Origin of the sequence: Xanthobacter pollutisoli (genome assembly GCF_040044995.1) — a bacterium.
GTDB lineage: Bacteria > Pseudomonadota > Alphaproteobacteria > Rhizobiales > Xanthobacteraceae > Xanthobacter.
In genome coordinates, this window is record NZ_JBDZDP010000002.1 from 215855 (window position 1) to 233483 (window position 17629).

General features: G+C 69.0%; 18 protein-coding genes. 10 read left to right on the forward strand and 8 right to left on the reverse strand.

Annotated elements, in window-relative coordinates:
- Nucleotides 1-91 precede the first annotated feature (91 nt).
- Nucleotides 92-1297, forward strand: a complete 1206-nt coding sequence (gene metC / locus ABLE93_RS06360) for a cystathionine beta-lyase (protein ID WP_348838744.1) — start codon at nt 92-94, stop codon at nt 1295-1297.
- A 63-nt stretch (nt 1298-1360) separates the two neighbouring features.
- Entirely contained in the window at nt 1361-1555 is a 195-nt protein-coding gene (locus ABLE93_RS06365; RefSeq protein ID WP_348838745.1) for a hypothetical protein, read from the forward strand.
- Between the two features lie 10 nt (nt 1556-1565).
- Here ABLE93_RS06365 and panC read toward each other — a convergent pair whose 3' ends face one another.
- A complete protein-coding gene (gene panC / locus ABLE93_RS06370; RefSeq protein WP_348838747.1) occupies nt 1566-2411 on the reverse strand; it encodes a pantoate--beta-alanine ligase in 846 nt (281 codons plus the stop codon).
- Nucleotides 2412-2602: 191 nt separating this feature from the next.
- On the opposite strand from panC, the gene ABLE93_RS06375 reads away from it, so the two are divergent.
- Together ABLE93_RS06375 and ABLE93_RS06380 are read left to right on the forward strand one after the other, a co-directional pair.
- Nucleotides 2603-3355 (forward strand): VWA domain-containing protein, encoded by a 753-nt coding sequence (locus ABLE93_RS06375; protein ID WP_348838749.1) that lies wholly within the window; start codon nt 2603-2605, stop codon nt 3353-3355.
- An 80-nt stretch (nt 3356-3435) separates the two neighbouring features.
- The gene (locus ABLE93_RS06380) at nt 3436-4164 is read left to right on the forward strand and encodes a DnaJ domain-containing protein (protein ID WP_348838751.1); all 729 of its coding nucleotides are present in this window, start codon (nt 3436-3438) and stop codon (nt 4162-4164) included.
- Nucleotides 4165-4179: 15 nt separating this feature from the next.
- Here the strand turns inward: ABLE93_RS06380 and ABLE93_RS06385 are convergent, their stop codons facing one another.
- Nucleotides 4180-6267: a D-alanyl-D-alanine carboxypeptidase family protein gene (locus ABLE93_RS06385; protein WP_348838754.1), complete on the reverse strand. Its 2088-nt coding sequence runs from the start codon at nt 6265-6267 to the stop codon at nt 4180-4182.
- Between the two features lie 259 nt (nt 6268-6526).
- Between ABLE93_RS06385 and ABLE93_RS06390 the strand changes: the two genes are divergently transcribed.
- The 3 genes from ABLE93_RS06390 (at nt 6527) to clpA (ending at nt 10330) form a co-directional block, all read left to right on the forward strand.
- A complete protein-coding gene (locus tag ABLE93_RS06390; protein ID WP_348838755.1) occupies nt 6527-6859 on the forward strand; it encodes a phasin family protein in 333 nt (110 codons plus the stop codon).
- Between the two features lie 391 nt (nt 6860-7250).
- Nucleotides 7251-7619 (forward strand): ATP-dependent Clp protease adapter ClpS, encoded by a 369-nt coding sequence (gene clpS / locus ABLE93_RS06395; RefSeq protein WP_510182981.1) that lies wholly within the window; start codon nt 7251-7253, stop codon nt 7617-7619.
- A gap of 245 nt (nt 7620-7864) precedes the next feature.
- The gene (gene clpA / locus ABLE93_RS06400) at nt 7865-10330 is read left to right on the forward strand and encodes an ATP-dependent Clp protease ATP-binding subunit ClpA (protein ID WP_348838757.1); all 2466 of its coding nucleotides are present in this window, start codon (nt 7865-7867) and stop codon (nt 10328-10330) included.
- 524 nt (nt 10331-10854) lie between these two features.
- Here clpA and ABLE93_RS06405 read toward each other — a convergent pair.
- Complete coding sequence (locus tag ABLE93_RS06405; RefSeq protein WP_348838758.1) at nt 10855-11361, reverse strand: sterol desaturase family protein; 507 nt, start codon at nt 11359-11361, stop codon at nt 10855-10857.
- 142 nt (nt 11362-11503) lie between these two features.
- Between ABLE93_RS06405 and ABLE93_RS06410 the strand changes: the two genes are divergently transcribed.
- Nucleotides 11504-11884, forward strand: coding sequence for a 4a-hydroxytetrahydrobiopterin dehydratase (locus ABLE93_RS06410; protein WP_348838760.1), 381 nt, complete (start codon nt 11504-11506; stop codon nt 11882-11884).
- Nucleotides 11885-11928: 44 nt separating this feature from the next.
- Complete coding sequence (locus ABLE93_RS06415; protein WP_348838761.1) at nt 11929-12972, forward strand: aminotransferase class III-fold pyridoxal phosphate-dependent enzyme; 1044 nt, start codon at nt 11929-11931, stop codon at nt 12970-12972.
- Between the two features lie 4 nt (nt 12973-12976).
- Here the strand turns inward: ABLE93_RS06415 and ABLE93_RS06420 are convergent, their stop codons facing one another.
- From ABLE93_RS06420 to ABLE93_RS06440, 5 genes are read right to left on the reverse strand one after another with little or no spacing between them, the layout of a single operon-like run.
- On the reverse strand, nt 12977-13702 hold the full coding sequence (locus tag ABLE93_RS06420) for a (5-formylfuran-3-yl)methyl phosphate synthase (protein ID WP_348838763.1): 726 nt from the start codon (nt 13700-13702) through the stop codon (nt 12977-12979).
- Nucleotides 13699-14268 (reverse strand): DUF447 domain-containing protein, encoded by a 570-nt coding sequence (locus tag ABLE93_RS06425; RefSeq protein WP_348838764.1) that lies wholly within the window; start codon nt 14266-14268, stop codon nt 13699-13701. Before ABLE93_RS06425 ends, ABLE93_RS06420 begins: the two co-directional genes overlap by 4 nt.
- Nucleotides 14265-15683 carry a DUF6513 domain-containing protein gene (locus ABLE93_RS06430; protein ID WP_348838766.1) on the reverse strand — a complete coding sequence of 473 codons (1419 nt, stop codon included), beginning with the start codon at nt 15681-15683 and terminating at the stop codon, nt 14265-14267. The genes ABLE93_RS06425 and ABLE93_RS06430 overlap by 4 nt, the downstream gene beginning before the upstream one ends.
- A gap of 3 nt (nt 15684-15686) precedes the next feature.
- Nucleotides 15687-16259 (reverse strand): flavoprotein, encoded by a 573-nt coding sequence (locus ABLE93_RS06435; RefSeq protein ID WP_348838768.1) that lies wholly within the window; start codon nt 16257-16259, stop codon nt 15687-15689.
- Nucleotides 16256-16912 (reverse strand): aspartate kinase, encoded by a 657-nt coding sequence (locus ABLE93_RS06440; protein ID WP_510182995.1) that lies wholly within the window; start codon nt 16910-16912, stop codon nt 16256-16258. Before ABLE93_RS06440 ends, ABLE93_RS06435 begins: the two co-directional genes overlap by 4 nt.
- A 209-nt stretch (nt 16913-17121) precedes the next feature.
- On the opposite strand from ABLE93_RS06440, the gene ABLE93_RS06445 reads away from it, so the two are divergent.
- Nucleotides 17122-17514, forward strand: coding sequence for a c-type cytochrome (locus tag ABLE93_RS06445; protein WP_348838773.1), 393 nt, complete (start codon nt 17122-17124; stop codon nt 17512-17514).
- The last annotated feature ends 115 nt before the right edge of the window (nt 17515-17629 follow it).

Here is a 17629-nt window from a genome sequence, read left to right on the forward strand (position 1 = left end):
GGACGTCTATCCCGCCCATCACAACCCCTCACAGCGGAGCGGTCAATAGCGCCCGGCAGGTCGCAGGGCACCGTGACCACAGGAGATATGCATGGCGGACGGGCACGAGGACGACGCCGGAGCGAACGGCGGGCTGAGGCCGGCGACCAAAATCGTCCATTCCGGGCGCGATCCGCGCCGGTTCGACGGATTCGTGAATACGCCGGTGGTGCGCGGCTCGACCGTGCTCTACGCCAATTATGACGACCTCATCCACCACCGCGCCCGCTACACCTACGGCCGGCATGGCAATCCCACCAGCGAGAGCCTGCAGACCGCGCTCAAGGCCCTGGAGGGCGGCGACGGCGTCGCGATCACGCCCTCCGGCCTTTCCGCCGTCACCACGGCGCTGCTCGCGCTGCTGGTCAGCGGCGACCATCTGCTGATGGTCGACACGGTCTATCGCCCCACCCGGAACTTCTGCGACGGGTTGCTGGCCCGTCTCGGGGTCGAGACCACCTATTACGACCCGCTGTTGGGCGAAGGCATCGAGGGGCTGATCCGGCCCAACACCCGGGCGATCTTCCTTGAGGCGCCGGGATCCCAGAGCTTCGAGATGCAGGACGTGCCGGCCATCGTCGCGGTGGCGAAGGCGCGGGGCATCTTGACCCTCATCGACAATACGTGGGCGACGCCCCTGTTCTTCAAGCCCCACGCCTTGGGGGTGGACGTCTCGATCCAGGCCGGCACGAAATACATCTGCGGCCATGCCGACGTGAGCATCGGCACCATCTCGGCCGTGGGCGAGGCGTGGAAGAAGGTGCACGCCACCTGCGGCCTGCTCGGCATCACCGTCGGCCCCGACGATGTCGCGCTCGCGGCCCGGGGCCTGCGCACCATGGCGGTGCGGCTCGCCCACCACCAGCAGGCGGCGCTGGAGATGGCCCAATGGCTCGCGGCCCGGCCGGAAGTGTCGCGCGTGATGCATCCCGCGCTGCCGTCCGATCCCGGCCACGCCATCTGGAAACGCGACTTCTGCGGCGCCTCCGGGCTCTTCAGCATCATCCTCAAGCCGGTGCCGCCGGCGGCCGTGGCCGCCTTCTTCGATGCGCTCAAGCTGTTCGGCATGGGCTATTCGTGGGGCGGATACGAGAGCCTGGCCATTCCCTTCGACTGCTCCGCCTATCGCACCGCCACCAAGTGGCAGGCGGAAGGGCCGGCGGTGCGCCTGCATATCGGCCTGGAGGACATGGCGGATCTGAAGGCGGACATCGACCAGGCCTTCGCCAGCCTCCGGGCAGCCTCTCAAGCCGGCTGAACTTTACGAAACCCGCCGGGGGGCCGGCGCGTTCTCCTACCGACATCAGATCAGGAGAACGTGATGCAGGACGCAAACGAAGCCATCCAGGACCGCGAGTTTCACGGTCCCGACGGGCGCACCGTGGACGGCGCGCCGGTCAAGCCCGCCGCCCAGGCCCGCCAGGGCGTCGCCTCCGGCCGCATCCTTGTGGTGCTGGGCGTGGGCATCGCCCTGGTGGCACTGGGATTCGCCGCGAGCTACATGGGCGCCGTCTAGTCCCGGATCGTCAGACCGGGACGTTGTCGATGAGCCGCGTCTCGCCCAGCCATGCGGCGGCGAGGAGGCGGATCGGCTCCTTGGCATCCTTGAGCGGCGCGAGCGTCTCGGCGTTGCGCGCCGCCACATAGTCGACCCTGAGGCCAAGCTCGGAAATCATGCCGGACGCGGTGGCGATGGCCGCCTCCGGGGCCGTGCCCGAGCGGATGGCGTCGGCGGCGCGGGTGAGCGCCCGGTAGATCACCGGCGCGATCTCGCGCTGCTCCTCGTCCAGATAAGCGTTGCGGGAGGAAAGGGCGAGCCCGTCCTCGTCGCGAACGGTGGCTACCGGCACCACCTCGACGCCAAGGTCCAGATCGCGCGCCATCCGCGTCACCACCTTCAGCTGCTGATAGTCCTTCTCGCCGAACAAAGCGTAGTCCGGTGCGACCTGGATGAAGAGCTTGCTCACCACGGTCGCGACGCCGCCGAAGAAGTGCGGCCGGAAATCGCTCTCGAGCCCTTCCGAGGGGCCGCCCACTGCCACGCGCGTGGCAAAGCCCGCCGGATACATCTCGGTCTGGGTCGGCGCATAGACGAGGTCGATGCCTACTGCCGCGAGCTTGTCGAGGTCCTCGGCCAGGTGCCGGGGATATTGCTCGAAATCCTCATGGGGCGCGAACTGCGTCGGATTGACGAACACCGACACCACCGTGCGCTGGGCCAGTTCGCGCGCCCGCTCCGCCAGCGTCACATGACCCTCGTGCAGGGCGCCCATGGTCGGCACCAGCGCCACGCGTGCACCTTCCGCCCGGAAGCCGGCCACCGCGGCCCTCAGTTCGCGCACGCGTCCCACTACCTTCGGCATCGTTGCCATCGTCCCAACCCCACCCGTTGGCCCTCGCGGGCTGCTTGGGGGGAGGGAGATAGGCCCTCGCCCCCTGCGCTTCAACCCGCATGTGCAGACCGCATCTGAAGGCCGCATCCGAAGGCGTAGGGCACGGGCGCTGTGCCCTCCCCCTTGGTTCGACCCCGCTTGAGCCTTATGTGTGAAGAGCGAGAGGCCCCATGGCAAAGACGGACGACAGGCAGACTGAGGCCCAAAATACCCGACTGACACCCGGAGCGCGGGAGAGTGCCGGCGTCCCGGTCAGCGGCGGCGCGGAGGTGGAGCGTTTTCTCGCTGCCGCCCGCGCCATGCCGCCCGCCCGCGCCGCCGACGGCCAGGGCCGCCTCGCCTTCGCGCTCGATGCCACCGGCTCCCGCCAGGCCACTTGGAGTCTCGCCTGCGATATCCAAGCGGACATGTTCGCGGCCGCGGCGGCTCATGGCGGGCTGGATATCCAGATCGTCTATTACCGCGGCAGCGACGAGTGCCGCGCCTCGCTCTTCGTGAAGGACGCGGCCACCTTGGGCCGGCTCATGCGAAAGATCTCCTGCGAGGGCGGCCTCACCCAGATCCGCCGCGTCTTGGCCCACCTGTCGCGCGAGGCGGAGCGCACCGGGCTGAAGGCTGCGATCTTCGTTGGCGACGCGGTGGAGGAGGATGCCGCCGAGCTCAAGGAGGCCGCCGGCCAGCTGGCGCTGCGCGGCGTGCGGCTGTTCATGTTCCAGGAGGGGCACGACGCGCGGGTGGAAGACGTCTTCCGCGGGCTCGCCGCCGTCACCGGCGGGGCATGGTGCCGGTTCGATGCGCGGGCGCCGGACGAATTGCGCCAGTTGCTGGCCGCCGTGGCCGCCTACGCTGCCGGCGGCCGCGTGGCCCTGACGGCGCGGCGGGACGCGGGCGCGCGGCGCCTGATCTCCGCCATGGGTGGCTGAGGCACGGCGCCAGCGCCGTCACCGCTCCACCCCATCTCTTCTTGCGGCCGCAGCGTGCGGTTGCCGTTCAGGAGCCTTTCGTGATCAGCCTCATCGCCGGCGTGCTGCTTCTGGGCATCGGCCTTTACGGCCTCAAGGTCTGGACCAAGGCCGACCCGAAGACGCTCATCGCCATGTTCATGCGCGGACTGGCCTATGGAGCTCTGCTCGGCGCGGCGGGGGCGCTCGCCATGGGGCGGATCACCCTGGCGATTCCGCTGGCGGTGGCGGGCATCGGGCTGCTGGGCCGGCTCGATCCGCAGGGGGTGGGAGGATATCTCGGGGGGCTGTTCCGCAAACGCAGCGCGGCACCGAAGACTTCGCGTGTGCGCACGGCGCTCATCGAGATGGAGCTCGACCACGCCACCGGCGACATGACCGGCGCCGTCCTGGCCGGTCCCCTTGCAGGTTCACGCTTGGAGGCGCTCGACGTTCCGGCGCTGCTGGCACTGCGCCCGCAATGCGACGCGCAGTCCCTGGCCTTACTCGAAGCTTATCTCGACCGCCGGGCGCCCGCCTGGCGTGAAAACGCACAGGGACACGCGGGTGCGGGGAACATGGGGGGCGGCGCCCAGAGCAGGAGCGACGCTGCGATGTCGGAGGAGGAGGCCTATCAGGTCCTGGGCCTTGACCATGGCGCGGACCCCGAGGCCGTTCGCACGGCCCACCGCTCCCTGATGAAGAAGCTCCACCCCGATCATGGCGGGTCCAGTTATCTCGCGGCGAGGATCAACCGAGCCAAGGATGTGATCTTGCGCAAGCATCGCTGATTCTCATGCACGACTTCAATTCCTGATAGTGATGCAGTCGAAGTCGTTACGCTTGAGTAAACGGCAGGCTTCCTTTGCCGACTTTTCATCGAGACCGGTGAACCGGGCGCGGTAGAGCTCGGTGGAGCCCTTCACCACCTTCTCGGTGTAGGGCTCGGCGCTGCCGAGGACCGCGCGGGCGCGGCTCTGGGCGGTGTCGAGGCGGGACTTGGCATCGCGCTCCACATCGAAGGCGCCGACCTGGATGCCCCATCCCGAGCGCACGGGAGCGGGTGCAGCCGCGCGCTGCGGTGCCGCGACGGGCACGAGGGAGGCGGCGCGGACCGGCTGGGCCACGGCCGGCTCGGGCGCCGGCACCACCTTGGGGGCCGCCGCAGCGTGGACCACCGGGGCTCGACCTGCGGCGGCCTGGGCGGCGGAGGACGGGTGCGCGGGAGATTGGGCCGCCGAACGCACCGCCTTGGCATAGGCGTCGTCGGGCTCCATGGCGGCGATGCGGGCGGCGCGCAGCGCCTGCTCCGAGGCGCTCGGGGCGGAAGCTGCGCCGAGACGGGAACCGTCCTTGGCGCTCGGCGCCCGCGCCTCAGGCATCGGATAGGCGACCGGCTGGGTGGAGGCGACCTGCACGCCTTCCTTCGCAGAGCTGACCTGGGGACGGCGGACCTGCCCCTGGGCCGCGGCCTGCGCGGCAGCCGCGGCGGGGGAGAGGGCGAGGCCGGAGGGGCCGAGATAGCCCAGCACGCCGGCGGGGGTGGAGGTGAAAGCGGTGGTGGTGGGCCCCACGGTGGCCGGCGCCACGACGATGGGCGCTGCCGGTGCCGCAGGGGCTGGGGCGGCAGCGACAGCCGCCTGGGTCGGCTTCTGGATCGCGACGGTCTTGACCGCCACCGGCTTGATCGGCTCGGCCGAGCCCGGCTTGACCGCCGCGGTCGCGACCGCGGCGCGGGTGTTCACGGAGGCGGTGGAGGCCGGCTCGGGCGCAAATTCCGCCGCCTGGGGCTTCGGCAGGGGCGCCACCGCATGGGGCTGCACCTCGTCGCGCGCCGCCACGACGGGCAGGGGGGCGGCGAAGGTGCCTGGCTTGCCGATGGCGAAGGCCGCATCGGCGACTTCGGTCACCTTGGGGGCGGTCCGGCCGCCCGCATAGGCCACGTTGAGGTTCTGGGTGATGAGGCTGGTCATGCGGGCATCGCGCGAGCCGCCGCTGGAGCCGCCCAGCACCACGCCCACCAGATAGCGCCCGTCGCGCTTGATGGAGGTGACGAGATTGAAGCCGGAGGCCTGGGTGTAGCCGGTTTTGATGCCGTCGACGCCCTCGATGCGGCCGAGCAGACGGTTGTGATTGCCGATGGCCTGACCGCGGTAATAGAAGGTGCGGGTGGAGAAATACTTGTAATATTTGGGAAAGCGATCCTGGATCGCGCGGCCCAGCACGGAGAGGTCGCGGGCGGTGGTGACCTGGTTCGGGTTGGGCAGGCCGGAGGCGTTGCGGAACACCGTGCGGCTCATGCCGAGAGCGCGGGCCTTCTCGGTCATGGCTTCGGCGAAGGCGGATTCCGACCCGGCGACATTTTCTGCGATGACGACGGCCACGTCATTGGCCGAGCGGGTGACCAGCGCCTTGATGGCGTCTTCCACCTCGATGGTCGCGCCGGGCTTCACGTCCAGTTTCGAGGGCTGCTGGGAGGCGGCCTTGGCCGAAACGTCGAGCTTGCTGTCGAGCTTGAAGTTGCCGGCTTCCAGCTGCTCGAACAGCAGATAGAGCGTCATGATCTTGGTGACCGAGGCAGGATGCCGCAGGGCATCGGCATTCTCCTCGTACAGGACCTTGCCCGTATTGGCGTCGACGATGATAGCGGCCGAACCGTAGCGCCAGCGGGAACCGTCGGTATCCGAGGCCGTTGTGGTGCTGGAAGCGGACCGCGGCTTGGCCTTGCTGGAGCGCTCCACCTGCGTCTTCTTGCGCGGCTTGGCCTCGGCCATGGACGTGCTGAGGGAGAAGGCTGCGATCACAACAGCCGCAAGGGCTTTCGAGGCGAGTGGCAGGCCAGCCGGCGCATTACGCATGAACTTGAGTCCCGTGTCGCAGGTCGCAGACGACATCCAATTCCCGCATCCGTCTGACGCACGAGCCTTGAGGGAGGCTTGTGCGTCGCATTCGAGGGCATGAGGAAAGTGACCGAGTGCTGACCCTAAAAACGCGGAGTTACCAAGGCGTAAACCGGGCGGGTCTGCCATATTGTGCGGTGCACCATTTTCGCTTGACTTCCGTTGTGCAGTGCATAATATCCACAGTTGAGCGGAGGCATAATCCACTCGACGCAACGCCGGCGCGATGGCTGGCGCGAAAAAGGGGACTCCCATGGTACAGAACGCTGAAGAGCTGCAGAAGCTCAGCAAGGACAACATTGAAGCCGCAATGAAGAGCTTCGGTACGCTCTCCAAGAGCGCCCAGGCGATCGCGGTGGAAATCGCCGACTACACCAAGACCTCGTTCGAGCAGGGCACTGCGGCTCTCGAGAAGCTTCTCGGCGCCAAGACCCTCGAGCAGGCCATCGAGATCCAGCAGAGCTACCTGAAGACCGCCTACGAGGGCGCCGTCGCTCAGGCCACCAAGCTCGGCGAGCTCTACACCGAGCTGGCCAAGGAGACCTACAAGCCGTTCGAGTCGTCCTTCGGCAAGTTCGCCCGCTGAGGCCTCCGGTTCAGCGATCCGCCGAGGCGTCATAGCCTCGCGGTGCAGCGCCGGGGTTCGTACTGCGTCCCACCCCGGCGCATTCGCCTGCGGCAACCTGCCCCGGCTCCAAGGCGTACCCCCCGAAAGCCCGGCCTGTGCCGGGCTTTTGTCGTTCTGGCGGACGGCCGGGTCCGCAGCTTTTCCATCCGCACGAAGCGCCCGGGGGGCAGTGCCCTTGCGCTCCGCCGCCTGCGTGCCGACATGAAGCCGGCCGGCGCATCGGCCGGGGGCGGCTGGTTCCGCGGCGGTACTGGCGCGCGAGCGCCGACTTTCCTATGATTGCCAGCCTCAGGGGGCTGCGCCGAAGCTCCGTGCCAGAGCCGGAGAGCGGGACAGGGCGCGAACGAACATGAAGCAGGTTTCCATTTCCGGTCGTCCGGCTGTCGCGATGGCCGGCAGCGAGCCGCCCCGCAGGGGCGACGGACCGGGCACGGCGGTCATCACGCGCACCAAGCCGCAGACCAAGCGGCCGAGCCTCTATCGCGTGCTGCTGCTGAACGACGACTACACGCCGATGGAGTTCGTGGTGCACGTGCTGGAACGGTTCTTCAACAAGAACCGGGACGAGGCCAACCGCATTATGCTCCACGTGCATCACCACGGCGTGGGCGAGTGCGGCGTTTTCACCTACGAGGTTGCCGAGACCAAGGTGACGCAGGTGATGGACTTCGCCCGCAAGCACCAGCATCCGCTGCAGTGCGTGATGGAAAAGAAGTGAGCCGCGCGGCTCCAGCAATTCCTCGCCTTGAAAAAAGTGATCGCTGAACGGCACCGGCCGAAGCGCCGGTCTGTGCGGCGTAGCGCTGTCGTCAAGCGGATTCGATGTGCGGCGGAAAACGCTTTCGCGCCATCGAGGGACTTGCGCACTGCGGCATCCAGTACGAAGTTTGTGTGAATGGTGCACGCGCTCCCCAAGCCGGAGGAGTTTCCAAAGGCCGGGGGCGACGCGCGAAAGAGGTGTCGATGCCTACATTCTCTCGCAGCCTCGAACAGTCGCTCCACCGCGCTCTGGCCCTCGCGAACGAACGCCACCACGAGTACGCGACTCTCGAGCATCTGCTTCTCTCCCTGGTCGACGACCAGGACGCCGCGGCCGTCATGCGGGCCTGCAACGTCGACATGGAGAAGCTCCGCCGCAATCTCATCGAATATGTCGACACCGAGCTGGAGAATCTTGTCCAGTCTGGCTCCGACGATTCCAAGCCCACCGCCGGCTTCCAGCGCGTCATCCAGCGCGCTGTCATCCACGTGCAGTCCTCGGGCCGCGAGGAGGTGACCGGCGCCAACGTGCTCGTCGCCATCTTCGCCGAGCGCGAGAGCCATGCCGCCTATTTCCTGCAGGAGCAGGACATGACGCGGTACGACGCGGTGAACTACATCTCCCACGGCATCGCCAAGCGCTCCGGCATGTCGGAGAGCCGCCCTGTGCGCGGCGCCGACGAGGAGACCGAGACCAAGTCCGGCGACGACAGCAAGAAGAAGGCTGACGCGCTCGATGCCTATTGCGTGAACCTCAACAAGAAGGCGCACGAGGGCAAGATCGATCCGCTCATCGGCCGTGACGCCGAGATCACCCGCACCATTCAGGTGCTGTGCCGCCGGCAAAAGAACAACCCGCTGTTCGTGGGCGATCCGGGCGTCGGCAAGACCGCCATCGCGGAAGGCCTCGCTAAGCGCATCAATGACGGCGACGTGCCGGAGGTGCTCGCGACCGCCACCGTCTTCGCCCTCGACATGGGCGCGCTGCTCGCCGGCACCCGCTATCGCGGCGACTTCGAGGAGCGCCTCAAGCAGGTGGTGAAGGAGATCGAGGCCTATCCCAACGCGATCATGTTCATCGACGAGATCCACACGGTCATCGGTGCCGGTGCGACCTCGGGCGGCGCCATGGATGCGTCCAACCTGCTGAAGCCGGCGCTGGCCTCCGGCACCCTGCGCTGCATGGGCTCGACCACCTACAAGGAATACCGGCAGTATTTCGAGAAGGACCGCGCCCTGGTGCGCCGCTTCCAGAAGATCGACGTGGCCGAGCCCACCGTGCCCGACGCCATCGAGATCCTGAAGGGCCTGAAGCCCTATTTCGAGGACTACCACAAGCTGCGCTACACCAACGACGCCATCAAGGCGGCGGTGGAGCTGTCGGCCCGCTACATCCATGACCGCAAGCTGCCCGACAAGGCGATCGATGTGATCGACGAGTCCGGCGCGGCCCAGATGCTGCTGCCCGAGGCCCGGCGCAAGAAGACCATCGGGCTCAAGGAGATCGAGGCCACCATCGCCACCATGGCGCGGATTCCCCCGAAGACCGTGTCCAAGGACGATGCCGAGGTGCTGGCCAATCTGCAGACGACCCTGAAGCGGGTGGTCTACGGCCAGGACAAGGCCATCGAGGCGTTGTCCGCCTCCATCAAGCTGGCCCGCGCCGGCCTGCGCGAGCCGGAGAAGCCCATCGGCTGCTACCTGTTCTCCGGCCCCACGGGCGTCGGCAAGACCGAGGTGGCCAAGCAGCTCGCCTCCATCCTCGGCGTGCAGCTGCTGCGCTTCGACATGTCGGAATACATGGAGCGCCATACCGTGAGCCGCCTCATCGGCGCGCCTCCCGGCTATGTGGGCTTCGACCAGGGCGGCCTCCTGACCGACGGCGTCGATCAGAACCCGCACTGCGTGCTGCTGCTGGACGAGATCGAGAAGGCCCACCCGGACCTGTTCAACATCCTCCTGCAGGTGATGGACCACGGGAAGCTGACCGACCACAACGGCAAGCAGATCGACTTCCGCAACGTGATCCTCATCATGACCACGAATGCGGGCGCGGCGGATCTGGCGAAGCCGGCCTACGGCTTCACCCGCACCAAGCGCGAGGGCGACGATTCGGAGGCCATCAACCGGACCTTCGCGCCGGAGTTCCGCAACCGTCTCGATGCGGTGATCCCGTTCGGCCACCTGCCCACCGAGGTCATCACCCAGGTGGTGGAGAAGTTCGTGCTCCAGCTGGAGGCCCAGCTGGCGGACCGCAACGTCACCATCGAACTGTCCGACGACGCGAGCACCTGGCTGGTGGATCGCGGCTACGACGAGCAGATGGGCGCCCGGCCCATGGCCCGGGTGATCCAGGAATACATCAAGACGCCGCTGGCGGACCTGGTGCTGTTCGGCGCGCTCAAGAACGGCGGGCACGTCCGCGTGGTGGTGGAGGGCGAAGGCAAGGAATCGAAGCTCGGCTTCGAATTCCCCGAAGGACCCGTCACGCCGAAGCCGGAAAAGATCGTCCCGGCGCCGGCCAAGCGGCGCAAGCCGGTGTCCAAGGCCTCGCGCCCCACCAAGGGCAAGGGCCCGAAGGGCGGACCGAAGTCCGGTCCGCGCTCCGGCCCCGCCGGCGGCGGGCGCTCCGGCAGCCCGGTCCCGAAGCTGCCGCTGGTAAAGGCCTGACCGGCATCGTTCAACCCTCAGAAAGAGGCGGCTCCGGCCGCCTCTTTTCGTTTGGAGGCCGGCTCGACCGCGTCTCACTGGCTTGCACGGCCGTCATCCCTCGGCTTGACCGGGGGATCCATCTCTCGGCGCGTCCGGATCTTCACCTCCGGCGCGGCACGAGCGGCGGGATGGATGCCCCGGTCAAGCCGGGGCATGACGGCGTTGGTGGCAAGTCTGCGGCGCTTAGTCGGACCGAATGAGATTGGGGCTGCGCGCCTGCCGCCGTCGGCCTTCTTTTTGAGGCCCACCCGCTTGCGGCCCAGAGTCCCCATCCCGAGCCCCGTCACCCCCCGGCTTGACCGGGGATCCATCTCTCGGCTCGTCCGGCTCTTCACATCCGGCGCGGCACGCGCGGCGGGATGGATGCCCCGGTTAAGCCGGGGCATGACGGCATCAGGGGGCATGACTGCGGGTCGACGACTCAGGCGGAATGAGCGAGAGGCACGGCCGCCTCATTCATCTCCGGCTCGCCGATGCCCGGCCTATTCCGCCGCCTCGTTGCCTCGGAAGCGTCCGCCGTGCAGCTTCTTCAGCCGGGCCTTCAGCGCGGCGGGGGGCGGGGCGTAGATGAAGCCGAAGGAGACGCAGCCGTCCTTGCCCTCCACGGCGTGGTGCAGCCGGTGGGCCTGGACGAGGCGCTTCAGGTAGCCGTTGCGCGGCACGTAGCGGAACGGCCAGCGCTGGTGGGTGATGCCGTCGTGGACGAAGAAATAGAGGAAGCCGTACACGGTCATCCCCACGCCCACCCACAGCAGCGCCCCGCCATCGCGGTAGAAATAGATCAGCACGATGGCCAGGCCGGCGAACAGCACGGCATAGAGATCGTTGCGCTCGAACACGCCCTCGCGCGGCTCGTGGTGCGACTTGTGCCAGCCCCAGCCGAAGCCGTGCATGACATATTTGTGCGCCGCCCACGCCACGACTTCCATGGCGGCGACGGTGGCGAGCACGATTGATGCATTGACCAGAAAGGCGAGGGTGGTGGACATGGTTCTCCATCCGCTGCGGCCTTCCGGTCCTGGGGCCGGGCTGCCGCGGGCCTCGACTTATACAGCATCAGAGGCGCGGTGCCGCACTGCGCGAAATCAACATCGCGCGGTCGACCGCACCGCCACCCCACCGGAGGACGCCATGACCGTGGACCGCAAAGCAACGTTTGCCCCGGAGGAGATCGAGGCCCGCCTAAAGGCCGAGCTGCCCCACTGGCGCTACGAGGACGGCTGGATCCGGCGCACCTACAAGACCAACAGCTGGAAGGGCACGCTGATGGTGATCAACACGGTCGGGCATCTGGCCGAGGCCGCGTGGCACCATCCCGACCTCACCGCATCCTATGCCTGGGTGGAGGTGCGCCTCCAGTCCCACGACGCGAAGGGCATCACCGTCCGCGACTTCGCCTTGGCGAAGAAGATCGAGGAGGTGGTGCAGTGGCAGCCCGGCACCGCGGAGGACGCGCCGCTGGAAGGCACGCCCCAGCACGACCTGCGTTTCGCCTACGTAAAATACGATTGAGCTTCCGGCGCGCTCCTTGCTTGGAAAACCGCAGGGAGGACCGCGTGTCGACATTCGCCCAAAGCCCGTCCGTCGCCGTGGCCGACCCCCCGGAGGCGGCGGCCGAGCCCATCGGCTTCCTGGATTTTTCCGGTGCGCTGCTGGCCGCGCCGGAACGCATCCTGCCGCTGCAGGGGGATGAACCCGCCGCGGCACAGGGCGCGGCGCTGCTGACGGCTCACTCGTTCGGTGACGCGGCCCGCCTTCTGGCGGATGAGGGGGCGGCTTGGCGCGCCGCGCTGCACGCCGTCCGGGCCCATCACCAGGCTGCCGGGCGGCCCAAGCGGCGCGAGCTTCTGGTGGTGACGGACGATCCCCGTTTGCCGCCGGCGCTGGCGGGGGATGCCGCCGTCGTCCGCGTGCCGGAGGCGGAAGGGGCGCTGGCCGCCGCGATCGGACCGAAGACGGCCGGCGTGGTGCTGACCCCGGTGCGTTTTTCCGCCGGGCGCGATGTGGCGTCGGGCGCGACCCTGTCCGAGGCCCGCAGCCTCGCGGACGAATACGGCATCGCCCTCCTGTTCGACGAGAGCGAGGCCGGCCTCGGCCGCACCGGCATGGCCTTCGCCCATGAATGGCGGGGCGTCACGCCCGACCTGATGCTGCTGAGCGGCGTGGACGGCGCCGCCGCGACCGCGCTCGTCGCCACCGATCGCTTTGCCCGGCGTCTTCCGGCAGACCCTCCCGCCCCGCGGGACGACGTCGCAGCAGCGGCCCTGGGCGTGCTGGCGACGGCCTTCGCCCCCGGCTTCGAGGCGCGGGTGCAGGAACTGGGCTGGCAGCTGGAGGATCGCCTCGCGGCCCTGCGCTGGCGTCGGCCGGACCTGTTCCGCGACACCCTCGGCGCCGGCCTCGTGCAGGGTCTGCTCTGCACGGGACCGGCCGAGCCGTTGAAGGCGCTTCTGGCAGAGGCGGGGCTGGGCGTTGCGGCCTTCGGCGACATCCTCGCCATCCGCCCCCCGCTGACGGTGGAGGCGGCCGAGATCGCCGCCGCCGCGGACCGGCTGGACGCGGTGGTGGCGGCGCTGGAGCCGGCAACCAAAGAGGCGTGAGCGCTCAGGCGGCGAGGCGGCGCCCGAGGGCCTCGCGCACCCCGGCGAGGCGGGCGGGATCGAGAGCGCCGGTGCGCCCCTGGGCGCAGAGGGCGCCGCGAAATCCCAGATAGTCGGGGCCGAGCGCGGCGAGGGGAGCGATATCCGCAAGGCGGAGCGAGCCGGCAAGGCCGGTAAGGAGGCCGAGCGCCCGCGCCGAGTCCACGAAACGCGCCAGCGTCGCGACAGGCAGGTGGGCGAGAAGGCTGCCGCCCGCCTTGTCTGCGGTGTCGAGCATGATGCCGTGGAAGCCCGCCCGCGCGAACTGCGGCACGACGGCGAGGTCCGGCCGCTGGTCGGCGAACAGCACGGCGATGAGCCGCGTCTTGCCTGCAAGCGGGCTCAAGGCGGCGAGCACGTCCGCAAGGGTGTCGGCGTCCGCGAGGGGAAAGCCGATCTTCACCAGGGGAACGCCCGCGGCCGCCGTGCGCTCGGCGGCGGCGCGGAGAACGCTGGCATCAAGAGGGTGATCGCCCACCGTGGCGCTGAGGCCGGCGGGGGCCCCGGCCGCGCGCCAGCGGGCAACGGCGGCTTCGAGCGCCGACGGCGCCCAGGCGCCCAGGGCCCCCGCGGCGGGGTTCTTCAGATCGACGATGTCCACCCCGGCGGCGAGAGCGGTCTCCATCTCGCCGAGGTCGGCGACGGAGGCGAGGAGGCCCGGCCCGGCGCGCGGTGCAAGCCGGCCGGTCACGACACCACCCGCGCGCGATGGTCGGCGACGGTCTCGCACAGCCAGTCCCAGGCCTCCCGCTCGGCCGGGCCGGCGGTCTTCTCGATGGCGATGGAGAGGTAGTTCATCTCCCGGTCCACCCGGTCGGAATCCATAAGGTGCAGGCGCGAGACCAGGATCGCGCCCTCCACCACCGCCGCGGTGGCGCGGTTGAGGCCGAGGAAGGGCGCATGGGTCTCGCGGTGCACGGTGCGGCAGAAGAAGCGCGGACGGGTGGGATCATCCTCCATCCGCGCCACCTCCACCTCGTCGTGGGCGAGGCATTGGGCGAGCCGCACCGCACCCTTCAGCCGGGTGGCGGGGAGGGTGGGCCAGGAGCGGTGGCGGCCGGTGATACAGCCGGCGAAGATGCGGGCGTCATCGGAAAAGTTCACCACGCACACCCGGCCGGCGGCGAGATTGTCGAGCGTGCGGGAGGGGCGGAAGGGCTGGAGCAGATAGCCGCCGTCCACGACGGTCGCACCCATGGGCGCGACATGGGCCTCGCCCGCCGCCGACTGGGTGGTGACGATGGTCTCCCGTATCACGCGCTGTCGCCTTTCTTCTTCGAGGAAAGGGTCGAGCCCGCCTCCTTGAATGTCAATCGGTGGGCCTCCTCGGCACTGCCGCCGGTCTCGCCCGCCACGCCCCATTTCAGGGGCTCGTCCTGCGCATAGCGCTTGCCGAGGTGATAGGCGATCTCCGCCCGCGCCGTCTCCACGCCGAGGTAGAAGGCGTGGGCGCCGTCGTCCTCCACCTTGAGATGAGGGAAAAGCGCGAACGGCTCGCTGGCGACGTGGTGGCCGTCGCGGTTGTAGGCGTGGATGCCCTGTTCCGTCACCTCGATGCGGAAATTGCGGTCCTTCACCGATGCGGCGAGGCGCTCCACATCCTGCGGCGTGGTGGAGAAGGGGCGCCGGTCACGCAGCGCCATCAAGCCGGCGCCGAAACCCTGGGGCACCGATCCGGCCTCGCGCGCGGCGAGGAATTCCCGCCGCGCCCGGTCGAACTCGCGCACGGCGGTGCGTGCATGGGGGCTGACCTGCACCGCCAGCACGGCATTGAGCTTGAGCTCGGAGATGATGCCCATGAGCAAGGCGTTCATGCCCGTGGTGTCGGCGTCGGTGAGCTCGGTGACGTTGCCGATGCCCATGAGAATGGGGATGTCCGGCTTCAGCCGCCGCAGCTCCGCATAGCGCAGCAGCGAGGCGGTGAAGCCGAGGTGGATGGGATCGAGAATCGGGTCGGCGAGGAAGGTGCGGCCCTTTGCCTCGCAGGCCTCCACCGCCCGCACGAGGGAGGCAAGGTCGCCCGGCTGGGCCGGCACCAGCACCGGCACGGCGGCGCCCTCGTCGGCGATGTCGAGATTGGTCTCGTTGAGGCTGAGGAGATAATGCGCCCCCGCCCGCGTCGCCCGCCGCAGTTCCTCGGCATCGAAGCTATCCACGCTCACGCTGAAGCTCTCGGCCTTGAGCGCGGCGATGGCCTCTTCCAGATGGGGAAAGGGGCTGTCCGGCAAAGCGCCGAGGTCGATCACGTCGGCACCGTCCGCCTTCAGTGCCCGGGCGCGCTCCAGGATCTGCGGCACCGAGAGGCGGGTGGCATCGACGATCTCGGCGAAGAGCAGCACCTCTTGCCGCTCCAGAGCCGCCGTGCCCCCGGGTGCCCGGCCAAAATAGGCCGGAATGTCCGCCGCCTCGTCCGGCCCGCGCTCGAACGGAAGGCCGAAGCGGGCAGCGAGGCGTGCGAGGTCGCCGCGGAAGCGGCCGGGCATGAGGACCCGAGCCGTGCCCTCCGGCAGCTTGAGTCGGCGCTCGACGATCTCCGCCGTCATCAGGGCCGCGACCTTGACCCCGACATTCACCACCACGGGGTCCAGTTTGCCGTCGGCGAGTTCCTCCGCGATGCGGCGGATGCGGGGTTCGGCGAGGGAGCCGGTGACGAGGGCGACGCGCTCCGCCATGGCTCAGGCCGGGACCGGCGCGAGGGCGGAAAGCTCCGCCCGGCGGCGGGCGATGGCGAGGCGCAGCTCCTCCAGCGTCTCCGCCACCACGGTCGCGTCGAAGGTCTTCAGCCGGGCGGTGTTCTCCAGGTCGATGCGGCGCGGATAGACCGGAAGCGGGCCTTCCGGCGCCATGGTCACCATCTCGGGCTGGCTGTCGCAGGCGAATACGATGCAGGGCACGCGGCACTTGCCGGCCTGGGCGAAGCAGTTGGTCACGAGAGTGTCGGAAATGCCCAGCACCGCCTTCGCCACCGTGTTGGAGGAGGCGGGGGAGACGACGAGGGTGTGATACTCGCCGTGATAGAACCGACCGACGGAGGCGGACGAGGCCGAATTGTCGCGGAACACCTGCGTCTGGGCGGGCAGGGGCTCCTTGTCCTGCTTGTACATCCGCAGCACCTCGTCGGCCGCGTCCGAGATGAACAGGTCCACCTCCTGAAGCTCGCGGATGATCTCGATGCTCTCTGTGAAATAGTGCCCCGAGCCGGTAAGGGCCCAGGCCCAGCGCGGAGCCTTCTTTCCGGGGATGGTCATGGCGAGCGCTGGCCTTCCGTCGTTTCCTCGGTGTTGGTGCCCATCATATCCCGACGGCGCGGCGCCGGGATGCCGGTCAGCGCGCGGTCCAGGCCATCGGCATCATCGGCGGGGACGAGCAGAATATCGCCGGAAAAGCCATCCGCCATGGTCGCAAAAGCCGCATCCACCAGGCCCCCCGTCGACCAGGCCGCAAGATCGGCCGCGCGGCTGCCGGCGGGCGGGGGCGGGCAGACGCCGGGCGCCTTAACCAGCACCAGCCGCGCAGCACCGAGCTGCACCGCGAGCCACAGGGCGAGGCTGTCGGAGGTCACGTCCCAGCTCTCGCGGATGGTGGGCTCTCCCAGCGTCATGGCAGCGGGAAGCCACAGAGCGGTGCCGCGACCCGCCGCCGCGCGCAGGCCGGCGAGGCTGTCGGCGGCATGCAGGCGGGGCTCCAGGTCGAGGAAGGCGTGGGCGGTCTGCTCCATGGCCAGGAGAGCCATCTTGTGGGCGGCACCGTCGGACAGGCCCCAGGCGGGCTGGAGGACGCGCACGCCATCGGCCAGCGCGCCGCCGCCCGGCACCAGCACGGTTCCCGGACGGCCGGCGAGGCGGGCGAGCAGCGTGCGCGGCGCGCCGGCGCGGCCGAGGCTGCCGCCAATCTTCAGCACGATGGTCAAGGTGCAGGGCTCCGCGGGTGGTCTCAAAGTCGCATCGAAGGGCAGGTTGGAAGCATGCTAAGCAGGCCCCGCACGGCCTCCAGAACAGATATTTTGTGCATCGCAGCAACGCGTTGCGCCGGCAGCGCGGATCGACCTCGCCCCCTTGGGGGTCGCTTCGCCTCCGCCGCCGCCTGCCCGCCGACAGAGAGGATAACTCCATGCGTCTCGTTGTGGCTTCCGTTCTTTTCATCGCAGCGTCGACCGGCGCCGCCTTTGCCGAGCCCGATGTGGCCAAGGGCGAGATCGCCTTCAAGAAGTGCATGGCCTGCCACGCCATCGGCCCCGATGCCAAGGTGAAGGTCGGACCGCCGCTCAACGGCATCGTCGGCGCCAAGTGGGCGCATTTCGACGGCTATGCCTATTCCGCCGACATCAAGGACGGCGGCGCCGCCGGCAAGATGTGGGATGCGGCGACCCTCGACGCTTACATCGCAAACCCCAAGGCGCTGGCGCCCAAGGGCAAGATGGCCTTCGCCGGCATCAAGAGCGACGATGAGCGCAAGGACCTCATCGCCTTCCTCGCCCAGTTCAAGGCCGACGGAAGCAAGTGACTTTTCCGCCCCTTCCATGTGGCGGAAGGCCTGGGGACGCGCCTCCACCATTTGGGGGATGTGCGTGACGCGTTCGGACTGCGAAAAAGGACGTGCGCCGGTCAGGGCGTGCCTC